Below are 14,651 nucleotides of genomic sequence, written 5' to 3'. Positions count from 1 at the left end.
TCACGGATAAGCCGGATGGTATGTTGCAATTCCAGGGATTTGGCAGGCATACAGGACCCAACAGAATTCTGAGCAGCGCTCCGGATAGTAACAGCCATATCCCGACCGTAGGTTCGGACATCCAATGCACATTGTACCGTCTGTAGATTCTCCCCAAGCTTTGTCCATTGTTCCGCACCGGTATGCTGCGTATTCAGCATATACAGCAGCTCAACGGCTTTCAGCAGGCAATATTGGCCTCTTGTCTCCTCTGGCAAGTTGGGCAGGAAATCAAAAACAGCCTTGGTCCAGCAGGTTTGGGATAGGATGGCACAGCTGTGCTGCGCAGCCAATTTTTGCTGCAGCCGGCAAAGATCCAACTGCAACCCCAAAGCCACGCAAACCGGCAGCGTGTCTTCCCGCATCTGTTTTTTCTCGATGGCCACAAGAAAGCCCTGTAGTTCTTGGCTTATTTTCACAGAATGCAGTTCCATCGTACCCATAAGCACAAAAATATGGTGTCGTTCTACTTTGCGCGGTGCCGTCCCTGCTAGATTGACTATGGCTTGTCCACCTGTGCAGAAAAATATCTCAATGGCTGACTGTGCTTCCCATTTTGGAAGCAGCAATGTTTGTTTTTCTGACAGCTCAGGTACTGTAAATCGGCAGACCGACACGCCGGTCACATGACCGTTCCAGTGCGTGTACTTTGCGTCTGCTCTTTTTAAATACTCGATAAACATAAGCCACACCTGTTTCTGAGGGGCAAGCCCAAACTACACACATACACTGGTTGATTGTTCCAGAGATCGCAGTGCAAAAAAACTTTCGTCGCTGAGCACATGCTCCATCTTGCAGGCATCTCTGGAGGCTATCTCTGCACTGACACCGAGATTTCGCAGAAACCGATATAATACCTGATACCGTTCCTCTACAGCCTTTGCAATTTTCAGCCCTTCCGCAGTCAGATGTACCGCCTTTTTTTCAAAATAGACCAGGCCATCTTCCGCAAGCGTCTTCAGAGAAATGGAAACTGTGGGCCGGGAGACCGCCAGGCGGTCTGCCAGCTGAAAACAGCGGACGTTCCCTTCTTTGGATAAGATGTATATGGTCTTCATATAGTCTTCTGTCATCTGTTTCGTTTTCATGGAGTCACATCATCCCCCTATCCTCTAGTACAAGGCTACAGGATCCAGAAAAACATATCCTATGGTTAGAAATCACTAACACACTGGTAAAAGATTGCGGCTCCCCACCCGGAAAGCCGCAATCTCGATCTGACATGCTATTTATGACAATGTTCGCTGCAGCTGCAATGGGTATCACCTTTTTGAGAGCCGCATGAGCAGCTATCCGGGCATCCGATACACTTTTTGCCGCTTTTCTTTGCCTTGTACACATAGATGGCTGCAGCTGCAACGATCATCACAAGAATCGCAATTACAATGTAGTCGATCATCAAGCTCTCGCTCCGCTCAGGGCGTACTCATTCTTCAGATCTTTGTCGGCCTTTCTGCACAGATAGACCAGAATGGCAGCAAACACGGTCACGGCAATGAGGCCGGGGACGAAGCCTGCGCCCACAGTACCCGTGGTGATGAGGGTGCCGATCTGATAGACCAGATAGCCCACCGCATAGCCGGTACCCAGCTGCAAACCGATGCCGGCCCACAGCCACTTGGCACTCTTCATTTCGGAGTTCATGGCGCCGATGGCAGCGAAGCAGGGGGGCGTGTACAGGTTGAACATCAGATAGGCCAAGGCAGCCACCTTGGTGATGGCGATGATACCGGCGATCTCCGCGCCGGTGCCCTCCAGCATGGCCAGCTCATCGGTGTCGATAAGATTTTCCAGGCCCACGAAGCAAACGGCCAGAGTACCGACAACATTCTCCTTGGCGATGAAGCCGGTAACCGCAGCAGCAGCCAGCTGCCAGCTAAGGACGCCCACGATGGGTACCAGCAGGTAGGCAAAGGGACCGGCAATGGAGGCCAGGATGGAGTTGTCAGCGCTTTCCGCCACCTGGAAGTTCCAGCCGAAGGTCTGCATGATTTGCACGGCGGTGTTGCACAGGAGGATGATGGTGGCGGCCTTGACAATGTAGGCCCAGCCGCGTGCAATCATGGCCTTGAGGGCAAAGAGCAGAGAGGGGACTTTATACTCGGGCAGCTCGATGATGAAGAAAGACTTGCGGCTCTTATAGCCGGCGATCTTGTTGACCAGCAGGGCGCCCAGGAAGATCAGGACAATGCCGGTGAAATACATGGTAAAGCTCACCCAACCGGCATCATCAAAGAATGCGCCGGCAAAGAGGGCGATGACAGGGATCTTTGCGCCACAGGGCATAAAGGGTGTCAGCATGGCGGTGGCACGGCGCTCCCGCTCATTGCGGATGGTACGGCTGGCCATAACGCCGGGGATGGCGCAGCCGGTGCCGATGACAAAGGGGATGACGGACTTGCCGGACAGGCCCACCTTCTTAAAGATGGGATCCAGCACCACGGAGACACGGGCCATGTAACCGCAGTCCTCCAGCAGTGCGATGAGGAAGTACATAATCATGACCAGAGGCAGGAAGCCGACCACAGCGCCGACGCCACCGATGATACCATCGGCCAGCAGAGCAGTCAGCAGCGGATTGGCATCTGCCAGCGCATCTGCGACAAATCCCTGGAAGGTTTCGATCCAGCCCACCAGCGTGTCAGCGATCAAGGGTCCCACCCAGGCCTGGGAAATCTGGAACACCAGGAACATGACCACGGCAAAAATGGGAATGCCCAGGAACTTGTTGGTGAGGACAGCGTCGATGGCATCGCCGGTGCCTTTGTCACGGGTGAGAACTTTCCGCTTCTCCACCTTCGAGACCAGCTGATTCACAAAGGCAAATCGCTTGCGGTCCGCCTCTTCCACGACTTTTTTGTTGGTCAGATCAATATCGCTCTGGGTATAGGGAGCCTTTTGCTCCTGACCCTTCAGGGCCACGGCGGCATCCACCACGGCTTTCAGGCCGTCGGCGGAAATGGATACCGTTTCCAGAACCGGGCAGCCCAGCTTGGCAGAAAGGCCGGCAGCATCGATGGTCGTCTGCTTTTTGGCATTGATATCGCTCTTATTCAGTGCCACAACGACCGGTATGCCCAGTTCCAGCAGCTGGGTGGTAAAAAACAGGCTGCGGCTGAGGTTGGTGGCATCCACGATGTTGATAATGGCATCGGGGTGCTCATGGCGCACATAGGAGCTGGTAATGCTCTCCTCCGAGGTGAAGGGCGACATGGAATACGCGCCAGGCAGGTCCACTGCGATCAGCTCTTCCGCGCCGCTGCAGTAGGCTTTCTTAATGGGATGTTCTTTCTTTTCCACCGTAACGCCGGCCCAGTTGCCCACCTTTTCATTACGCCCGGTCAGGGCATTATACATGGTGGTCTTGCCGGAGTTGGGGTTGCCTGTCAAGGCAATACGCATGGGTAGTTCCTCCTCTGTCTCTGATTCTCACAAATTTTTACAACACACCACGGTTACCTTTTGCTAACCGTCGGGTACAGTAAACCAGAAAATTCTTTGGTATCCGGCGCTGCATCGGGTTCAGATCTCAATGGCTTCCGCCAGCTGATTGTCGATGTTATATCTGCCGTCCTTAATGGAAACGACGCAGCCGCCTTTCAGATGGCTGACCACGGTAATGGATTCTCCTTCATAGCATCCCAGGGAAAACAAAAATGCATTTAATTCCTCATCCGCTGTACAGATCCGTTGGACGCGATACTCTTTTCCTTCCACAGCTTCTTTCAGTGTCATGTTATTCACCCGTTTTCTTGTTTTATCTTTACATCGTTTCGGTTAGCACAGGACAACTCCTATGCCTAAAAAAAGAGTTAGGAATTTCTAACTTCAGCTCCTAAAGAATATATCACTCCATTGCATTTGCCAAGCACTAATTTTCCAGTTCATCTTTTGAGCAGCACACAGGAGAAAGCATTTGAAAAGCAGAATCATTTTGTGCTATAATAATAAAATACTAACGGAATGGAGGCAGCCATGTCGATTTACGAATCCGGCCAGATGTACCTGGAAACGATCTATATACTCTCGCTGAGCAAAAGCTATATCCGTGCCATCGATGTGGGAGAACATCTGGGATATTCCAAGCCCAGTGTCAGTCGGGCCATGTCCATTTTAAAAAAGAACGGATATGTTACAGTGGATACGGATGGCGCCATCTCTTTGACGGAAAGCGGTATGGAAATTGCAAAAACCATGTATATGCGGCATACTGTTTTAACGAAAATGCTGATGCAGCTGGGCGTTGACGAAGATACGGCAACAGAGGATGCCTGCCGCATGGAGCACGTGATCAGTGAACGGTCTTTTGCGGCCATACAGAAACATATGGAACAATATTCCGACCAACCCACATGAAATGCGCCTTCCCGCCCTGCAGTCTTGCTTAATGTCCCTGATCCACCCGACTTTCGGGTTGATCAGGGACATTGTGTATTATTTGCTGTTTCTCTACGTCCGTTTCCATCTGAGCAGCATGGCAGAATTCAGAATCACCACCACAGAGCCTGCGTTGTGGACCAGGGCGCCGACCACCGGCCCCAGGATGCCTGTGATGGCCAGAGCAATGGCCAGGAAATTCAATCCCATAGAGAAAATGAGATTGCGCTGGATGGTTTTCATCATTTTCTTAGACAGCGCCAACAGATGGGGCAGCTCCTTGATCTCATCATCCACCAGAGCGATATCCGATGCGTCCACGGCAATGTCACTGCCTACGCCGCCCATGGCGATGCCCACATTGGCCTTTTTAAGGGCCGGTGCATCATTGATGCCGTCGCCGATCATGCACACCGACTCCCCTTGCTGTTGCAACGTTCCGATGTGCTGCAGCTTATCCTCCGGCAGACAGTTTGCGCAGATCTCCTGTATGCCGAGACGGCTGCCAATGACGTTGGCCGCGTTCTGGTTGTCGCCGGTCAGCAGCACCGGCTGCACCTCCATCCCATGCAATGCCTGGATCATGGCCGCACTTTCCTGCCGGACCGTATCCGACAAAACGAGGTAGCCTGCCAGACGATCCCCGATGGCAACATAGATGACGGTACAGCCTTCCAAAAGATATTTCCCGGCATCGGCAGCCAGGGAGCGGGAAATGGGGATCTCCTGCAGCAGCTTCCAGTTACCGGCGTTTACGGCTTTGCCGTTGACGACAGCGGAAACGCCCTGGCTGGGGATCATGGTAAATTGCTCTGCCGGGGCCAGGGTCTCCCCTACTTCCTGCCGGTAGCAGGACACAATGGCTTTCCCCAGCGGATGCTCCGAAAACTGCTCCACTGCCGCCGTATACGCATAAAGTTCCTGTCCGGTAAAATCCGAGACAGTCTGGACCGCAATAACCTTCGGTGTTCCATAGGTCAGGGTACCCGTCTTGTCAAAGGTGATTTTTGTAACCTTTGCAAGCCGCTCCAGCGCGTCTCCTTCCCGTACCAGAAAGCCATGCTTTGTGGCATTGCCGATGGCCGCCATAATGGCCGTCGGTGTCGCCAGCACCAGGGCGCAGGGGCAGAATACAACCAGAATGGTGACCGCCCGAATGATCTCGCCCGAAATGAACCAGGTCAGAGCTGCCGCAGTCAGCGCAATGACCACAATCCAGGTGGCCCATCGGTCCGCCAGGCCCACGATCTTCGCCTTGTCCGCGTCAGCAGACTGTACCAGCCGGATCATTCTCTGAATGGAGCTGTCCTCACCGACCTTGGTGGCCTCCATCTCGAATACGCCAAACTGATTGACCGTGCCGGAGGAAACGGTATCACCGACGGTTTTATCCACCGGCAGGGATTCTCCGGTCATGACCGCCTGATTGATGGAGGTCTGGCCGGAACGGATCACACCGTCTACCGGAATGGTTTCGCCCGGCAAAATGCGGATTCTGTCACCGACTCGAACCTGCTCCGCCGGGACGATTTTCTCCTCGTCTCCATCCACGACCCGTGCGGTCCGGGGCGTCAGATGGACCAGTTTTTCGATACCTGCTCTGGCTCTGGATACGGTCAGTTCCTCCAGCAGGGCACCCAGCTGCATGATAAACGCTACCTCACCTGCCGCAAAATCCTCACCGATGCATACCGATGCGACCAGGGCCAGGGAGACCAGCACATCCGCTTTGATATCAAAGGCAGTTACCAGGCCGATGATGGCTTCCAGGATGATGGGAAGTCCACACAGAATAATGGCAATCCAGGCTGCGTCAAATGGCATCGGCGCCAAATCGATCAGACTGACAATCAGCGACACGCCGCCCAGGACCAGGCAGAGGATGTCTTTGGTTGTCCCTCCCCACTCCAGCACGGCTTCCAGTTTTTCAATGACCTTTTGCATCATCACATACCTCCTCTTTATACCCATAGGGGTATGGGTTCATTATACCCATAGGGGTATATGTTTGTCAACACAAAAGAAAAAGACAGCCTCATGGGCTGTCTTTCACAAAAAATATCAAATATTGGCAAATCGTTCGACCGCTTTGGTGAAATTCTCTATGGTCTGATCTGCGTCCCCGTGCTCAATGCCGTCTCTGACACAGTGCTTGATATGACCTTCCAGCACCACCTGACCGGCCTTATGCAAGGCGGATTTCGCCGCGTTGATCTGCGACAGAATATCTTCACAGGCAATATCCTCATCAATCATTCGGTCGATGGCCTGCACCTGGCCGATGATCTTCTTTAACCGGCGATGCAGATTTTCCGCGTCCATACATTGTCTCATTTCGCACCTCCATACGGTTAGGGGTATATGTATATGATACCTTGCCGCGTTTTTATTGTCAAGAAAGCATTTGCAGCGGCATGCTGCCCAATGGGCTGCATGCCGCTGTGGATGGTGTGGATCTGTCAGCTCAGCCGGCCGCTTTCCACCGTATAGGCCCGCTGGGCAATGGACAGGGTGGAACTTCGATGGGACACCAGGATCACCGTCCGGTGGCCCCGTTCTTCCTGCAAGGCGCGGAGTATGACACCCTCGTTGAGACTGTCCAGGTTGCTGGTAGGCTCGTCCAGCAGCAGCAGGGGCGAATCATGGAGAAAGGCCCGGGCCAGGCCGATACGCTGCCGCTCGCCGCCAGATAACGTCTCGCCCAGTTCACCCACCGGCGTGTCGTAGCCCTGGGGCAGGGTCAGAATAAAGTCGTGGATGGACGCCTTTTTCGCCGCCGCTTCCACTTCCTCCCGGGTGGCGTCCAGACGACCCACCCGGATGTTGTCTGCAATGCTGTCGTGGAACAGGTCCGTGTCCTGGATCATATAGCTCTCCATCGACCGCAGATGCTTTGTGGCGATCCGACCCACATCCACACCGGAGATCCGCACCTGCCCCGGCGCCGTCTGCCAGAAACGCATCAGCAGCTTCAGCAGTGTGGACTTGCCGGAGCCGCTCTTGCCGGTGACGGCAATGATCTGGCCCTGCGGGAAGTCTGCGGACAGATCGTGGAGGATTTCCTCCTGATCGTAGGAAAAGGACAGATGCTCCACCTGCGCCCCGGTAAAAGCGGGGTTCTCCCCTTCCAGGACTTCCCCCGTCTCCGGCTGCTCCTCCAGCAGAGCCAGGACCCGCTCACCGGCGGCCAGGACCTGATCCATGGCACCGGACAGGTTGGCCAGGGCCAGCACCGGACCGAAGGAAGCCGAGAGCATCACCGTGGACAGCAGTACCGCGGCAAAGGGCAGCTGCATGGCCAGTCCCGCCGCCAGCATGATCAGCACCAGGCCGGTAACCGCCGCACCGGACCAGGCCGATGCCACTGCTTCATGACTTTTCAACTGCCGCTGCAGCTGATTCAGTTCCGTCGTACGGCTTTCGATGGTCTTGGCCCGATCCTCGTCACAGCCATATTGCAGTGTCTCGCGGATGCCCCGGAGACTTTCCAGGAAATAGCTGTTGAGCTCCGCCAGCCGCTGCCGTGCCGCCATACCGCCCTGCCGTCCCATGGACGCCGTACACAGGGGGATGACACAACCTACCATGCCATAGGACACCAGCGCCAGAATCCCCAGCAGCGGATGGAGGCTGCCAATGACCAGCGCCATGGTCAGGGACACCAGCACGGCAATGCAGATGGGGGCGATGGTATGGGCGTAGAACACCTCCAGCAGTTCAATATCGCCGGTGATCAATGCGATGAGATCGCCTCTTCCCCGCCCTTCCAGTTTGGCAGGGGCCAGCCGCCGCAAGGCGCCAAAGAGCCAGTCGCGAATGATGGCCAGCAGTTTGAAGGCGATATAGTGGCCACAGGTCTGCTCACCGTAGCGGAGAACGGCACGTCCCACTGCGCAGGCGATCATGGCTCCCGCAACCACGGAAAAGGACATGGACCACGGAGACTCCCCCAGCACCGTCAGCAGCAGATCTGCCGCCAGCACCGTAATGGCAATGGCACAGAAAAAGCCCAGAGTGCCCAACAGAATACACAGAACCATCACATGGGCCAGCGGCCGGACCAGGCCCAGCAGTCCCGTCATAATCGTTATTCCGCTTCGGCGCATGGCGTGTCCTCCTTTTCGTTGAGATATTCCAGTCGGTACTGTGTTTGGAACAGGGCGGCGTAGCCGCCGGGGCAGGCCATCAGTTGTTCATGGGTACCTTGGGCTGCCAGTCTGCCCCGTTCCAGATAGAGAATGTTGTCGGCGTGGACGCCGTTGGACAGGCGGTGGGAGATCATCAGAACCGTATGACGGCCCCGCAGCTCCTCCATGACCTGCAGGATCTGGGCTTCGCTTTCGGCGTCGATATTGCTGGTGGCCTCGTCAAAGATATAGACGGGACTGTTTTTCAGCAGCGCCCGGGCCAGTGCCAGTCGCTGCCGCTGACCGCCGGACAGATTGGCGCCCCGTTCCGACAAGACCATATTCAGACCACCCTGGGCCTGGACGAAGTCCAGCAGGTGAACCCGCCGCAGGGCTTCTTCCATCTCCGCTTCCCCGGCCTGCTGGTTGCCCTCCAGCAAGGTGTCCCGGACGGTACCGGCAAACAGGTAGCTGTTGGAAGAAACGACAGTGATGTGGCGGCGGAGGCTGTCCAGTTCTGCGTCCCGCAGCTCCGTGTCTCCCAGCCGCAGGCTGCCCGTATAGCCCTGCCGGGTACCGCTGAGCAGGGATGCCAGGGTGGATTTTCCGCAGCCGCTCTCGCCGCAAATGGACACAAATCTGCCCTGGGGAATGGTAAAGCCCACATCCTGCAAGGCCGGTTTTGTGCCGTCATAGGAAAAGCCCAGGCCGTTAGCCCGGAAGTCACCGCCCGCCACCGACTTGCCGCCGGATACCGGCTCCGGCAGATCCAGGAACCGAAACATCCGCTCACTGGCCGCCATGCCGTTCATGGCCACATGGAAGTAGCTTCCCAAAGCCCGCATGGCCAGAAAAAATTCGCTGGCCAGCAGGATCATGGCCACAGCACCGCCCAGAGAGACCTGTTCCATGGCAAAGGCCCGTGCCGCCAAGATGCGCCGCCGTAGGCTACAAAGTCCATGATGGTCACAGAGTTGAGCTGCATGGTCAGCACCTTCATGGTCACCCGGCGGAACTGCTCCGCCTCCCGGTTCATGGCCTGATGACGGGCTGCATCGGCGCCGTACACTTTCAATGTTGTCAAGCCCTGGAGATTTTCCAGAAAGCTGTCGCCCAGGTTGGCGTAGGCGTCCCAGTATTTGCTCAGGAGCCGCCGGGCCACCTTCTGCACAGCCATGATGGCAGCAGGGATCAGCGGCACACAGACAAACAGGGTCAGAGCGGTCAGCGGCGACAGGGGCAAAAAGACACAAAGCAGCGTCAGCGGCGCCAGCAGGGCATAGAAGATCTGGGGCACATAGTTGCCGAAATACGATTCCAGCTGCTCCACACCCTCGCCGGCCAGCTGCACCACCTCGGCGGTAGGAAAAGCATCCGTATAGCCGCCGCCCAGCCGCCGCAGCTTCCCATAGAGGGCCGTGCGCAGTTTGCCCTTGACGCAGGATGCTGCCCTGTAGGTACAGACCGTAGCCGCACGGGTCAGGGCAAATCGAACCGCAATACAGGCGGCGCAAACGAGAAAGGCCGCTGCCGTTTCCATTCCCACGGATCTTCCTTGTTGGAGCCGGTCCAGAATCCAGGCGACGGTAAACCACAGAACGATGCCCGCTGCCAGGGACAGCCAGTTGACCGCCACCTTGCGTACCATCCATGGCATTGACTCCGGCACCATGGCAAGCAGTCGTTTATTGATCATCATGGCAGCAGCACCGTCCTCCTTTCTCGGCCGGGCACGTTTTGACGATGCAGCAGAAGGCCACAATATGGGCGACCCAGACAACGGCCAGACAGATCCTGCCAACAGGAACGCTGTGCATCATCCAAAAGCCCAGAACCATCAGCACCGTCACCGTTCCCATGACCCGCAGCTTCGCTCGCCACGTCATCCCCTCTCCCCTGGCCCATGTCTCCAGATTGTCCTTGTACAATTTGGTTCCCCGAAACCAGTCGTTAAGCCGCCGAGAGCTTTTGGCAAAGCACACCGCCGACACCAGCAGGAACGGCGTGGTGGGCAGGATTGGCAGTACCACACCAACGGCACCCAGTCCCAGGGTTAGAAATCCCAAGATCATAAAAAACAGTTTCATAGAATGTATATTACCTTTCTCATACGCCATGACGTATAGTCTATCCTCGACACCAGGGCGGTGGCCAGTATCATATGCCGGCCACCGCCCTGGTCCTTTTTCTTTCTGTCCCGTTTTCCATTGACTATCCGCGTGGTTTGCGGCCGATGACCGTATAGACCCGCCCCCGAACCTGGGTCCCCACCACATTGATAAAGCCGTTGCGCTCCATGTACCCCCGGATACCGTGGCGATTTTCCCGCCGATGAGAACGCCACAAGGATGCCACACCGTCTCGTTGATCGGAAAGCAGATAGCGTCCGCCGGGTTTCAAAACCCGTAGCACCTCCCGCATGGCTTCGTCAGGATCCGGACACTGGTGAAAGCTATGAATACAGGTGACCACATCAAAGGTATTGTCCCCAAAGGGTAACCTCTGTGACAAATCGATTTCCCAGTGAACCTGGGTGTTACTGGGTGGCAGCTGCGCCAGCAAACAATCTGTGCCGCATCCCACATCCAGCAGTGCTTCATAAGACAGCGGCGACAGATATGCCTCCACATCGGTACAACTCCACTGTATCGCTTTTGTCATATCCTGTACCCGGGTATCTCTTTCCTTCATTTGTAATCCCTCATCCATTAGTTAGTATTCGCTAACTAAAAATATCATACGCATTTGCTTCTGTCAAGACTTTGATCAGATGATGGATGCGTCTTTGGGGAGGTGAGCTGTGGCATCCGCACAGCACAAGCAGTAGCTACATTCAAAATATACCTAGTGGTAGTGAAAACTCCATCCTAACTGACATGAGAATATGCTCCATAGAAGCGTCTTGGCTTCTGTGGAGCGCATTCTTTTATTCCAGGCCCGTCAGCAATTTGGCTACACCCAGAGCGTCCAACTCCGTGGGATCGTGCGTGACAAATAATACGGTTTTTCCCATGCACCGACGTCGGGTATCCTCCATGACCAACTGCTTGGTTTCCCGATCCAGTCCTTTGAATGGCTCATCGAGAATCAGCAGATCATAGTCCGCCAGCAGTCCGCGGAGAATGGCCACACGCCGCCGCTGTCCACCGGACAGTTCTCGGGTGGGCTGACCGATGCAGTCGGCAAGCCCTACCGTCTCTAAAGCTTTTCTGGCTTCTGCCCGGCTCAGAGATGGAGTTACCAAACGGAGGTTGGATACGCTGTCCAGCTGGTCGCACAGTCGATCCTCCTGAAACACCGCACTAAGACGCAAGCCATTCAAACCCTCAATATAGCCGTCATCCAGCTGCTCCAGTCCCATGAGGATTCGCAGCAGCGTGGTTTTCCCCGCTCCTGAAGGGGCCATCAATCCGGTGATGCGCCCGGATTCCAGAATGCCGCACACATCCCGCAGCACCGCCTTTTCCCCGAAGGATTTACACAGTTTGTGCATCACAATGTCCCCCATGGTTCACATCCTCTCCAGATATCTGGTTGCTATTTGCAGCAGGGCCAAAAAGAGTCGTTCAAAGGCCAAGCTCACCAAGACAATCACCAGTGTCCAGGCAAAGAGATCCGGCGTATCCAGATAAATCTTAGCCTGTTGGAGCCGTTCACCAATAGAGCCTGTAGGCATGCCGATGACCTCAGCAGCAATGCCCGATTTCCAGCACAGCCCCAGGGCAGAAGCACATGCCGCCCGGAAATAGGGTAACACTTGAGGCAGATAGACGTAGCGCACCCGCCGGGGCGTAGGAATTTGAAACACCTGTGCCATTTCCAGCATCTGTTTGTCCATGGCTCGGATACCGCCCAAAACACCTGCGTACAGAACCGGCAGAACCATTAGGAAGGAAATGAGAACGGACAGATTCCGGGAGGAAAACAAGATCAGGGCGAGGATGATAAAGGAGGCCACAGGAATGGACTTGATAGCCAGCAGCAGTGGGGCCAGTAGCTCCTCTACCCGGCGCAGTCTCGCGGAGAGGGCGGCTAGCACCGTACCCACCGCCGCCCCCAGAAAAAAACCGCCAGTGATCCGCAACAGGGAGAATCCCACAGCTTTCCAGAAGGATGGCTCCACAGCCAGTGTTCCCAGGCGCATCAGAACAGCAATGGGAGAGACCAGCAGAATCTGCTGATCCATGGCTATGGCACCCAGTTGCCAGATCAGAAGCCACACCAGTACCGCCCAGAGCCGCAGCATTCCACCTTGCTTCATGATCAACGGCTGTAGTAGAAGTCATCACCGGGCAGGGCGCCGCCTACAGATTTGGTATTCTGCTCCAGTAATACGGAGAGATAGCCGGACAGCTTCTCCTGCATCTCCGTACCTTCCATAAAGACAATGTTGCAAGCAGGAATGGCCTTTTCTGCCACCTCTGCGGTAACAATATCATAGGCCCCTACCAGCTGGGCAGCCTCAGTTACATTAGAATTGACAAACTCCACAGAGGTCTGATAGTGGTCCAGAAAAGCTGAAACCGCATCAGGATGTTCCTCCACAAAAGCCGATCGGGCTACCACCACACCAGTGACCAGCGTGGAGGGCGTCTCACTGTCAGCCTGCAGCTTGTCCCACTCCTCTGTCAGATCCAACGCTACCCGGATGGCGTCACTCTTCGTCTGAGCTGTGGTGACAAAGGGCTGCGGCAGCATGGCGATGGCATTCTCCTGAGCAGTAAGGGCTGCCAGGCACTCCGTCTGCTCGCTCTTCCACTCAATGGTCACATCAGTGGCTGGATCGATACTATTTTCAGTCAGTATGTAGTTCAGCGCATACTCCGGTGTGCCGCCCTTACCACTGGCATAAATGGTTTTGCCCTGCAAGTCTGCTATGGACTGAACCGTATCGCCACTCTCAACGATGTACAACACGCCCAGTGTATTCAGAGCCAACACTTGAACCCCGCCTTCCGTATTGTGATACAGAATGGAGGCCAGATTGGCCGGTACAGCCGCAATATCCGTCGTGCCCTGCGCCAGGGCCGCACTGACCTCATCAGTCATGGCCGTAATCGAAAACTGATAGTTGTTGTCGGTGATTGTGCCGGCGTCCACTTCGCTCATAAACTGTACCATGCCCATGGCCGTAGGACCTTTCAACGCCATGACATTCACATCCACCGCCTCTGCCGTCTCCGTCTCGCTGACCTCCGGAGTATCCGCCGTTCCCGATTCCGTCACAATGGTCTCACCGTCGGTATCCTGCGAGTTTGAAGTGGCCTCCGTAGAGGAATCGACAGCGCAGCCTGCCAGCATGGTAGTCGTCAAAGACAGTGCGCACAGCAACGTAAAAAACTTTTTCATAATAATATTCCTTTCCTATGGATCACTTGATGTTGGATGGATGGTAGAGCAGATGCTCCAACTGTTGGGAGTCCAGAACCGACAAGCTTGTCCCATGAGCTGCAACGGTGCCCATGGCCTGCAGTGCCGCCAGCTCCCGGAACAGCGCCGCCCGACTGACACCCAAATGACGAGCCAGATCCTCCCGGGAACCATGCAGATACACCGTGCCGTTCTGATCCTGTCGGGACAATAAAAAGGCTATGACCCGGCCCCGGCAGGACTGCATGGTCAGCAGTTCAATACGACGCAGAAGAAATTGTAACTTTTTTCCGCACACCGTCCCGAATCGCAGGGCAAACGCGCTGTCTTTCGTCAAACACTGCCGCAGTACGCTTTTGGGAATATAGAGAATCTCCGCTTCCGTGCCGCAACGCAACACCGTCTCCAGCTCCGACGGAGCCAGAAGATTGCAGATTCCAAAACACTCCCCTGCCGTCAACTCATTGAGCAGGACATCCTTCCCATCCAGTGCCACGGAATAGACTTCCAGCCGACCGACTGTTACCAGCCCCACAGACGGCGTTCCTTTGTAACAATCGCTGACAATCTGCCCAGCGCGGTACTGTTGGACGGAAAGCTGCTCCGGCGGTATCTCCATCCCAGCCAGCAGCGGCGATAGAGCCAGCTTTGCCCCCAGTTCGGTCTGCTCCAACTCCACACCTCATTTCACTTTAGTTAGTTTCCACTAACCTTCCTGTATTGTACAGGCAAGAGGGC

Annotated in this window: 15 protein-coding genes and 1 pseudogene; 1 reads left to right on the top strand and 15 read right to left on the bottom strand. The window is 55.5% G+C overall.

What is annotated here, in order from left to right; translation table 11 throughout:
- The 4 genes and pseudogenes from ACTQ33_RS12930 to ACTQ33_RS12915 form a co-directional block, all read right to left on the bottom strand.
- Window positions 1–722, bottom strand: a pseudogene (locus ACTQ33_RS12930) (hypothetical protein); the annotation flags it as partial.
- A 33-nt stretch (window positions 723–755) separates the two neighbouring features.
- Complete coding sequence (locus ACTQ33_RS12925; RefSeq protein ID WP_441465013.1) at window positions 756–1,127, bottom strand: metal-dependent transcriptional regulator; 372 nt, start codon at window positions 1,125–1,127, stop codon at window positions 756–758.
- Between the two features lie 310 nt (window positions 1,128–1,437).
- Entirely contained in the window at window positions 1,438–3,441 is a 2,004-nt protein-coding gene (feoB, locus tag ACTQ33_RS12920) for a ferrous iron transporter B (RefSeq protein ID WP_441465012.1), read from the bottom strand.
- 120 nt (window positions 3,442–3,561) lie between these two features.
- A complete protein-coding gene (locus ACTQ33_RS12915) occupies window positions 3,562–3,774 on the bottom strand; it encodes a FeoA family protein (RefSeq protein WP_441465011.1) in 213 nt (70 codons plus the stop codon).
- A gap of 240 nt (window positions 3,775–4,014) precedes the next feature.
- Here ACTQ33_RS12915 and ACTQ33_RS12910 point away from each other — a divergent pair, with 240 nt between their 5' ends.
- A complete protein-coding gene (locus ACTQ33_RS12910; RefSeq protein ID WP_441465010.1) occupies window positions 4,015–4,395 on the top strand; it encodes a metal-dependent transcriptional regulator in 381 nt (126 codons plus the stop codon).
- A 93-nt stretch (window positions 4,396–4,488) separates the two neighbouring features.
- Here ACTQ33_RS12910 and ACTQ33_RS12905 read toward each other — a convergent pair whose 3' ends face one another.
- From ACTQ33_RS12905 to ACTQ33_RS12855, 11 genes are all read right to left on the bottom strand, one after another.
- Entirely contained in the window at window positions 4,489–6,360 is a 1,872-nt protein-coding gene (locus ACTQ33_RS12905) for a heavy metal translocating P-type ATPase (protein WP_441465015.1), read from the bottom strand.
- 117 nt (window positions 6,361–6,477) lie between these two features.
- Window positions 6,478–6,750: a metal-sensing transcriptional repressor gene (locus tag ACTQ33_RS12900; protein WP_441465009.1), complete on the bottom strand. Its 273-nt coding sequence runs from the start codon at window positions 6,748–6,750 to the stop codon at window positions 6,478–6,480.
- A 125-nt stretch (window positions 6,751–6,875) separates the two neighbouring features.
- On the bottom strand, window positions 6,876–8,522 hold the full coding sequence (cydC, locus tag ACTQ33_RS12895; RefSeq protein WP_441465008.1) for a thiol reductant ABC exporter subunit CydC: 1,647 nt from the start codon (window positions 8,520–8,522) through the stop codon (window positions 6,876–6,878).
- Window positions 8,504–9,454, bottom strand: coding sequence for an ABC transporter ATP-binding protein/permease (locus tag ACTQ33_RS12890; RefSeq protein WP_441465007.1), 951 nt, complete (start codon window positions 9,452–9,454; stop codon window positions 8,504–8,506). The genes cydC and ACTQ33_RS12890 overlap by 19 nt, the downstream gene beginning before the upstream one ends.
- Window positions 9,418–10,242: an ABC transporter transmembrane domain-containing protein gene (locus ACTQ33_RS12885; protein WP_441465006.1), complete on the bottom strand. Its 825-nt coding sequence runs from the start codon at window positions 10,240–10,242 to the stop codon at window positions 9,418–9,420. Before ACTQ33_RS12885 ends, ACTQ33_RS12890 begins: the two co-directional genes overlap by 37 nt.
- Window positions 10,229–10,630, bottom strand: a complete 402-nt coding sequence (locus ACTQ33_RS12880; protein WP_441465005.1) for a YbaN family protein — start codon at window positions 10,628–10,630, stop codon at window positions 10,229–10,231. Before ACTQ33_RS12880 ends, ACTQ33_RS12885 begins: the two co-directional genes overlap by 14 nt.
- A gap of 124 nt (window positions 10,631–10,754) precedes the next feature.
- Window positions 10,755–11,234 carry a class I SAM-dependent methyltransferase gene (locus tag ACTQ33_RS12875; protein ID WP_441465004.1) on the bottom strand — a complete coding sequence of 160 codons (480 nt, stop codon included), beginning with the start codon at window positions 11,232–11,234 and terminating at the stop codon, window positions 10,755–10,757.
- 235 nt (window positions 11,235–11,469) lie between these two features.
- Window positions 11,470–12,051, bottom strand: a complete 582-nt coding sequence (locus ACTQ33_RS12870) for an ATP-binding cassette domain-containing protein (protein WP_441465003.1) — start codon at window positions 12,049–12,051, stop codon at window positions 11,470–11,472.
- Between the two features lie 3 nt (window positions 12,052–12,054).
- The gene (locus tag ACTQ33_RS12865) at window positions 12,055–12,804 is read right to left on the bottom strand and encodes an ABC transporter permease (RefSeq protein WP_441465002.1); all 750 of its coding nucleotides are present in this window, start codon (window positions 12,802–12,804) and stop codon (window positions 12,055–12,057) included.
- 2 nt (window positions 12,805–12,806) lie between these two features.
- The gene (locus tag ACTQ33_RS12860) at window positions 12,807–13,892 is read right to left on the bottom strand and encodes an ABC transporter substrate-binding protein (RefSeq protein WP_441465001.1); all 1,086 of its coding nucleotides are present in this window, start codon (window positions 13,890–13,892) and stop codon (window positions 12,807–12,809) included.
- A gap of 22 nt (window positions 13,893–13,914) precedes the next feature.
- The gene (locus tag ACTQ33_RS12855; protein ID WP_441465000.1) at window positions 13,915–14,592 is read right to left on the bottom strand and encodes a Crp/Fnr family transcriptional regulator; all 678 of its coding nucleotides are present in this window, start codon (window positions 14,590–14,592) and stop codon (window positions 13,915–13,917) included.
- Window positions 14,593–14,651 lie beyond the last annotated feature (59 nt).

It is taken from the genome of Candidatus Avoscillospira sp. LCP25S3_F1, assembly GCF_052117125.1.
Lineage (GTDB): Bacteria > Bacillota > Clostridia > Oscillospirales > Oscillospiraceae > Avoscillospira_A.
This window is presented reverse-complemented; position numbering and strand designations above follow the sequence as displayed.

Excerpts from the sequence above, each read along its gene's own strand:
- ACTQ33_RS12925 (WP_441465013.1), bottom strand. The coding sequence starts at position 1,127 with ATGAAAACGAAACAGATGACAGAAGACTATATGAAGACCATATACATC.
- feoB (WP_441465012.1), bottom strand. The coding sequence starts at position 3,441 with ATGCGTATTGCCTTGACAGGCAACCCCAACTCCGGCAAGACCACCATG.
- ACTQ33_RS12915 (WP_441465011.1), bottom strand. The coding sequence starts at position 3,774 with ATGACACTGAAAGAAGCTGTGGAAGGAAAAGAGTATCGCGTCCAACGG.
- ACTQ33_RS12910 (WP_441465010.1), top strand. The coding sequence starts at position 4,015 with ATGTCGATTTACGAATCCGGCCAGATGTACCTGGAAACGATCTATATA.
- ACTQ33_RS12905 (WP_441465015.1), bottom strand. The coding sequence starts at position 6,360 with ATGCAAAAGGTCATTGAAAAACTGGAAGCCGTGCTGGAGTGGGGAGGG.
- ACTQ33_RS12900 (WP_441465009.1), bottom strand. The coding sequence starts at position 6,750 with ATGAGACAATGTATGGACGCGGAAAATCTGCATCGCCGGTTAAAGAAG.
- cydC (WP_441465008.1), bottom strand. The coding sequence starts at position 8,522 with ATGCGCCGAAGCGGAATAACGATTATGACGGGACTGCTGGGCCTGGTC.
- ACTQ33_RS12890 (WP_441465007.1), bottom strand. The coding sequence starts at position 9,454 with ATGGAACAGGTCTCTCTGGGCGGTGCTGTGGCCATGATCCTGCTGGCC.
- ACTQ33_RS12885 (WP_441465006.1), bottom strand. The coding sequence starts at position 10,242 with ATGATGATCAATAAACGACTGCTTGCCATGGTGCCGGAGTCAATGCCA.
- ACTQ33_RS12880 (WP_441465005.1), bottom strand. The coding sequence starts at position 10,630 with ATGAAACTGTTTTTTATGATCTTGGGATTTCTAACCCTGGGACTGGGT.
- ACTQ33_RS12875 (WP_441465004.1), bottom strand. The coding sequence starts at position 11,234 with ATGAAGGAAAGAGATACCCGGGTACAGGATATGACAAAAGCGATACAG.
- ACTQ33_RS12870 (WP_441465003.1), bottom strand. The coding sequence starts at position 12,051 with ATGGGGGACATTGTGATGCACAAACTGTGTAAATCCTTCGGGGAAAAG.
- ACTQ33_RS12865 (WP_441465002.1), bottom strand. The coding sequence starts at position 12,804 with ATGAAGCAAGGTGGAATGCTGCGGCTCTGGGCGGTACTGGTGTGGCTT.
- ACTQ33_RS12860 (WP_441465001.1), bottom strand. The coding sequence starts at position 13,892 with ATGAAAAAGTTTTTTACGTTGCTGTGCGCACTGTCTTTGACGACTACC.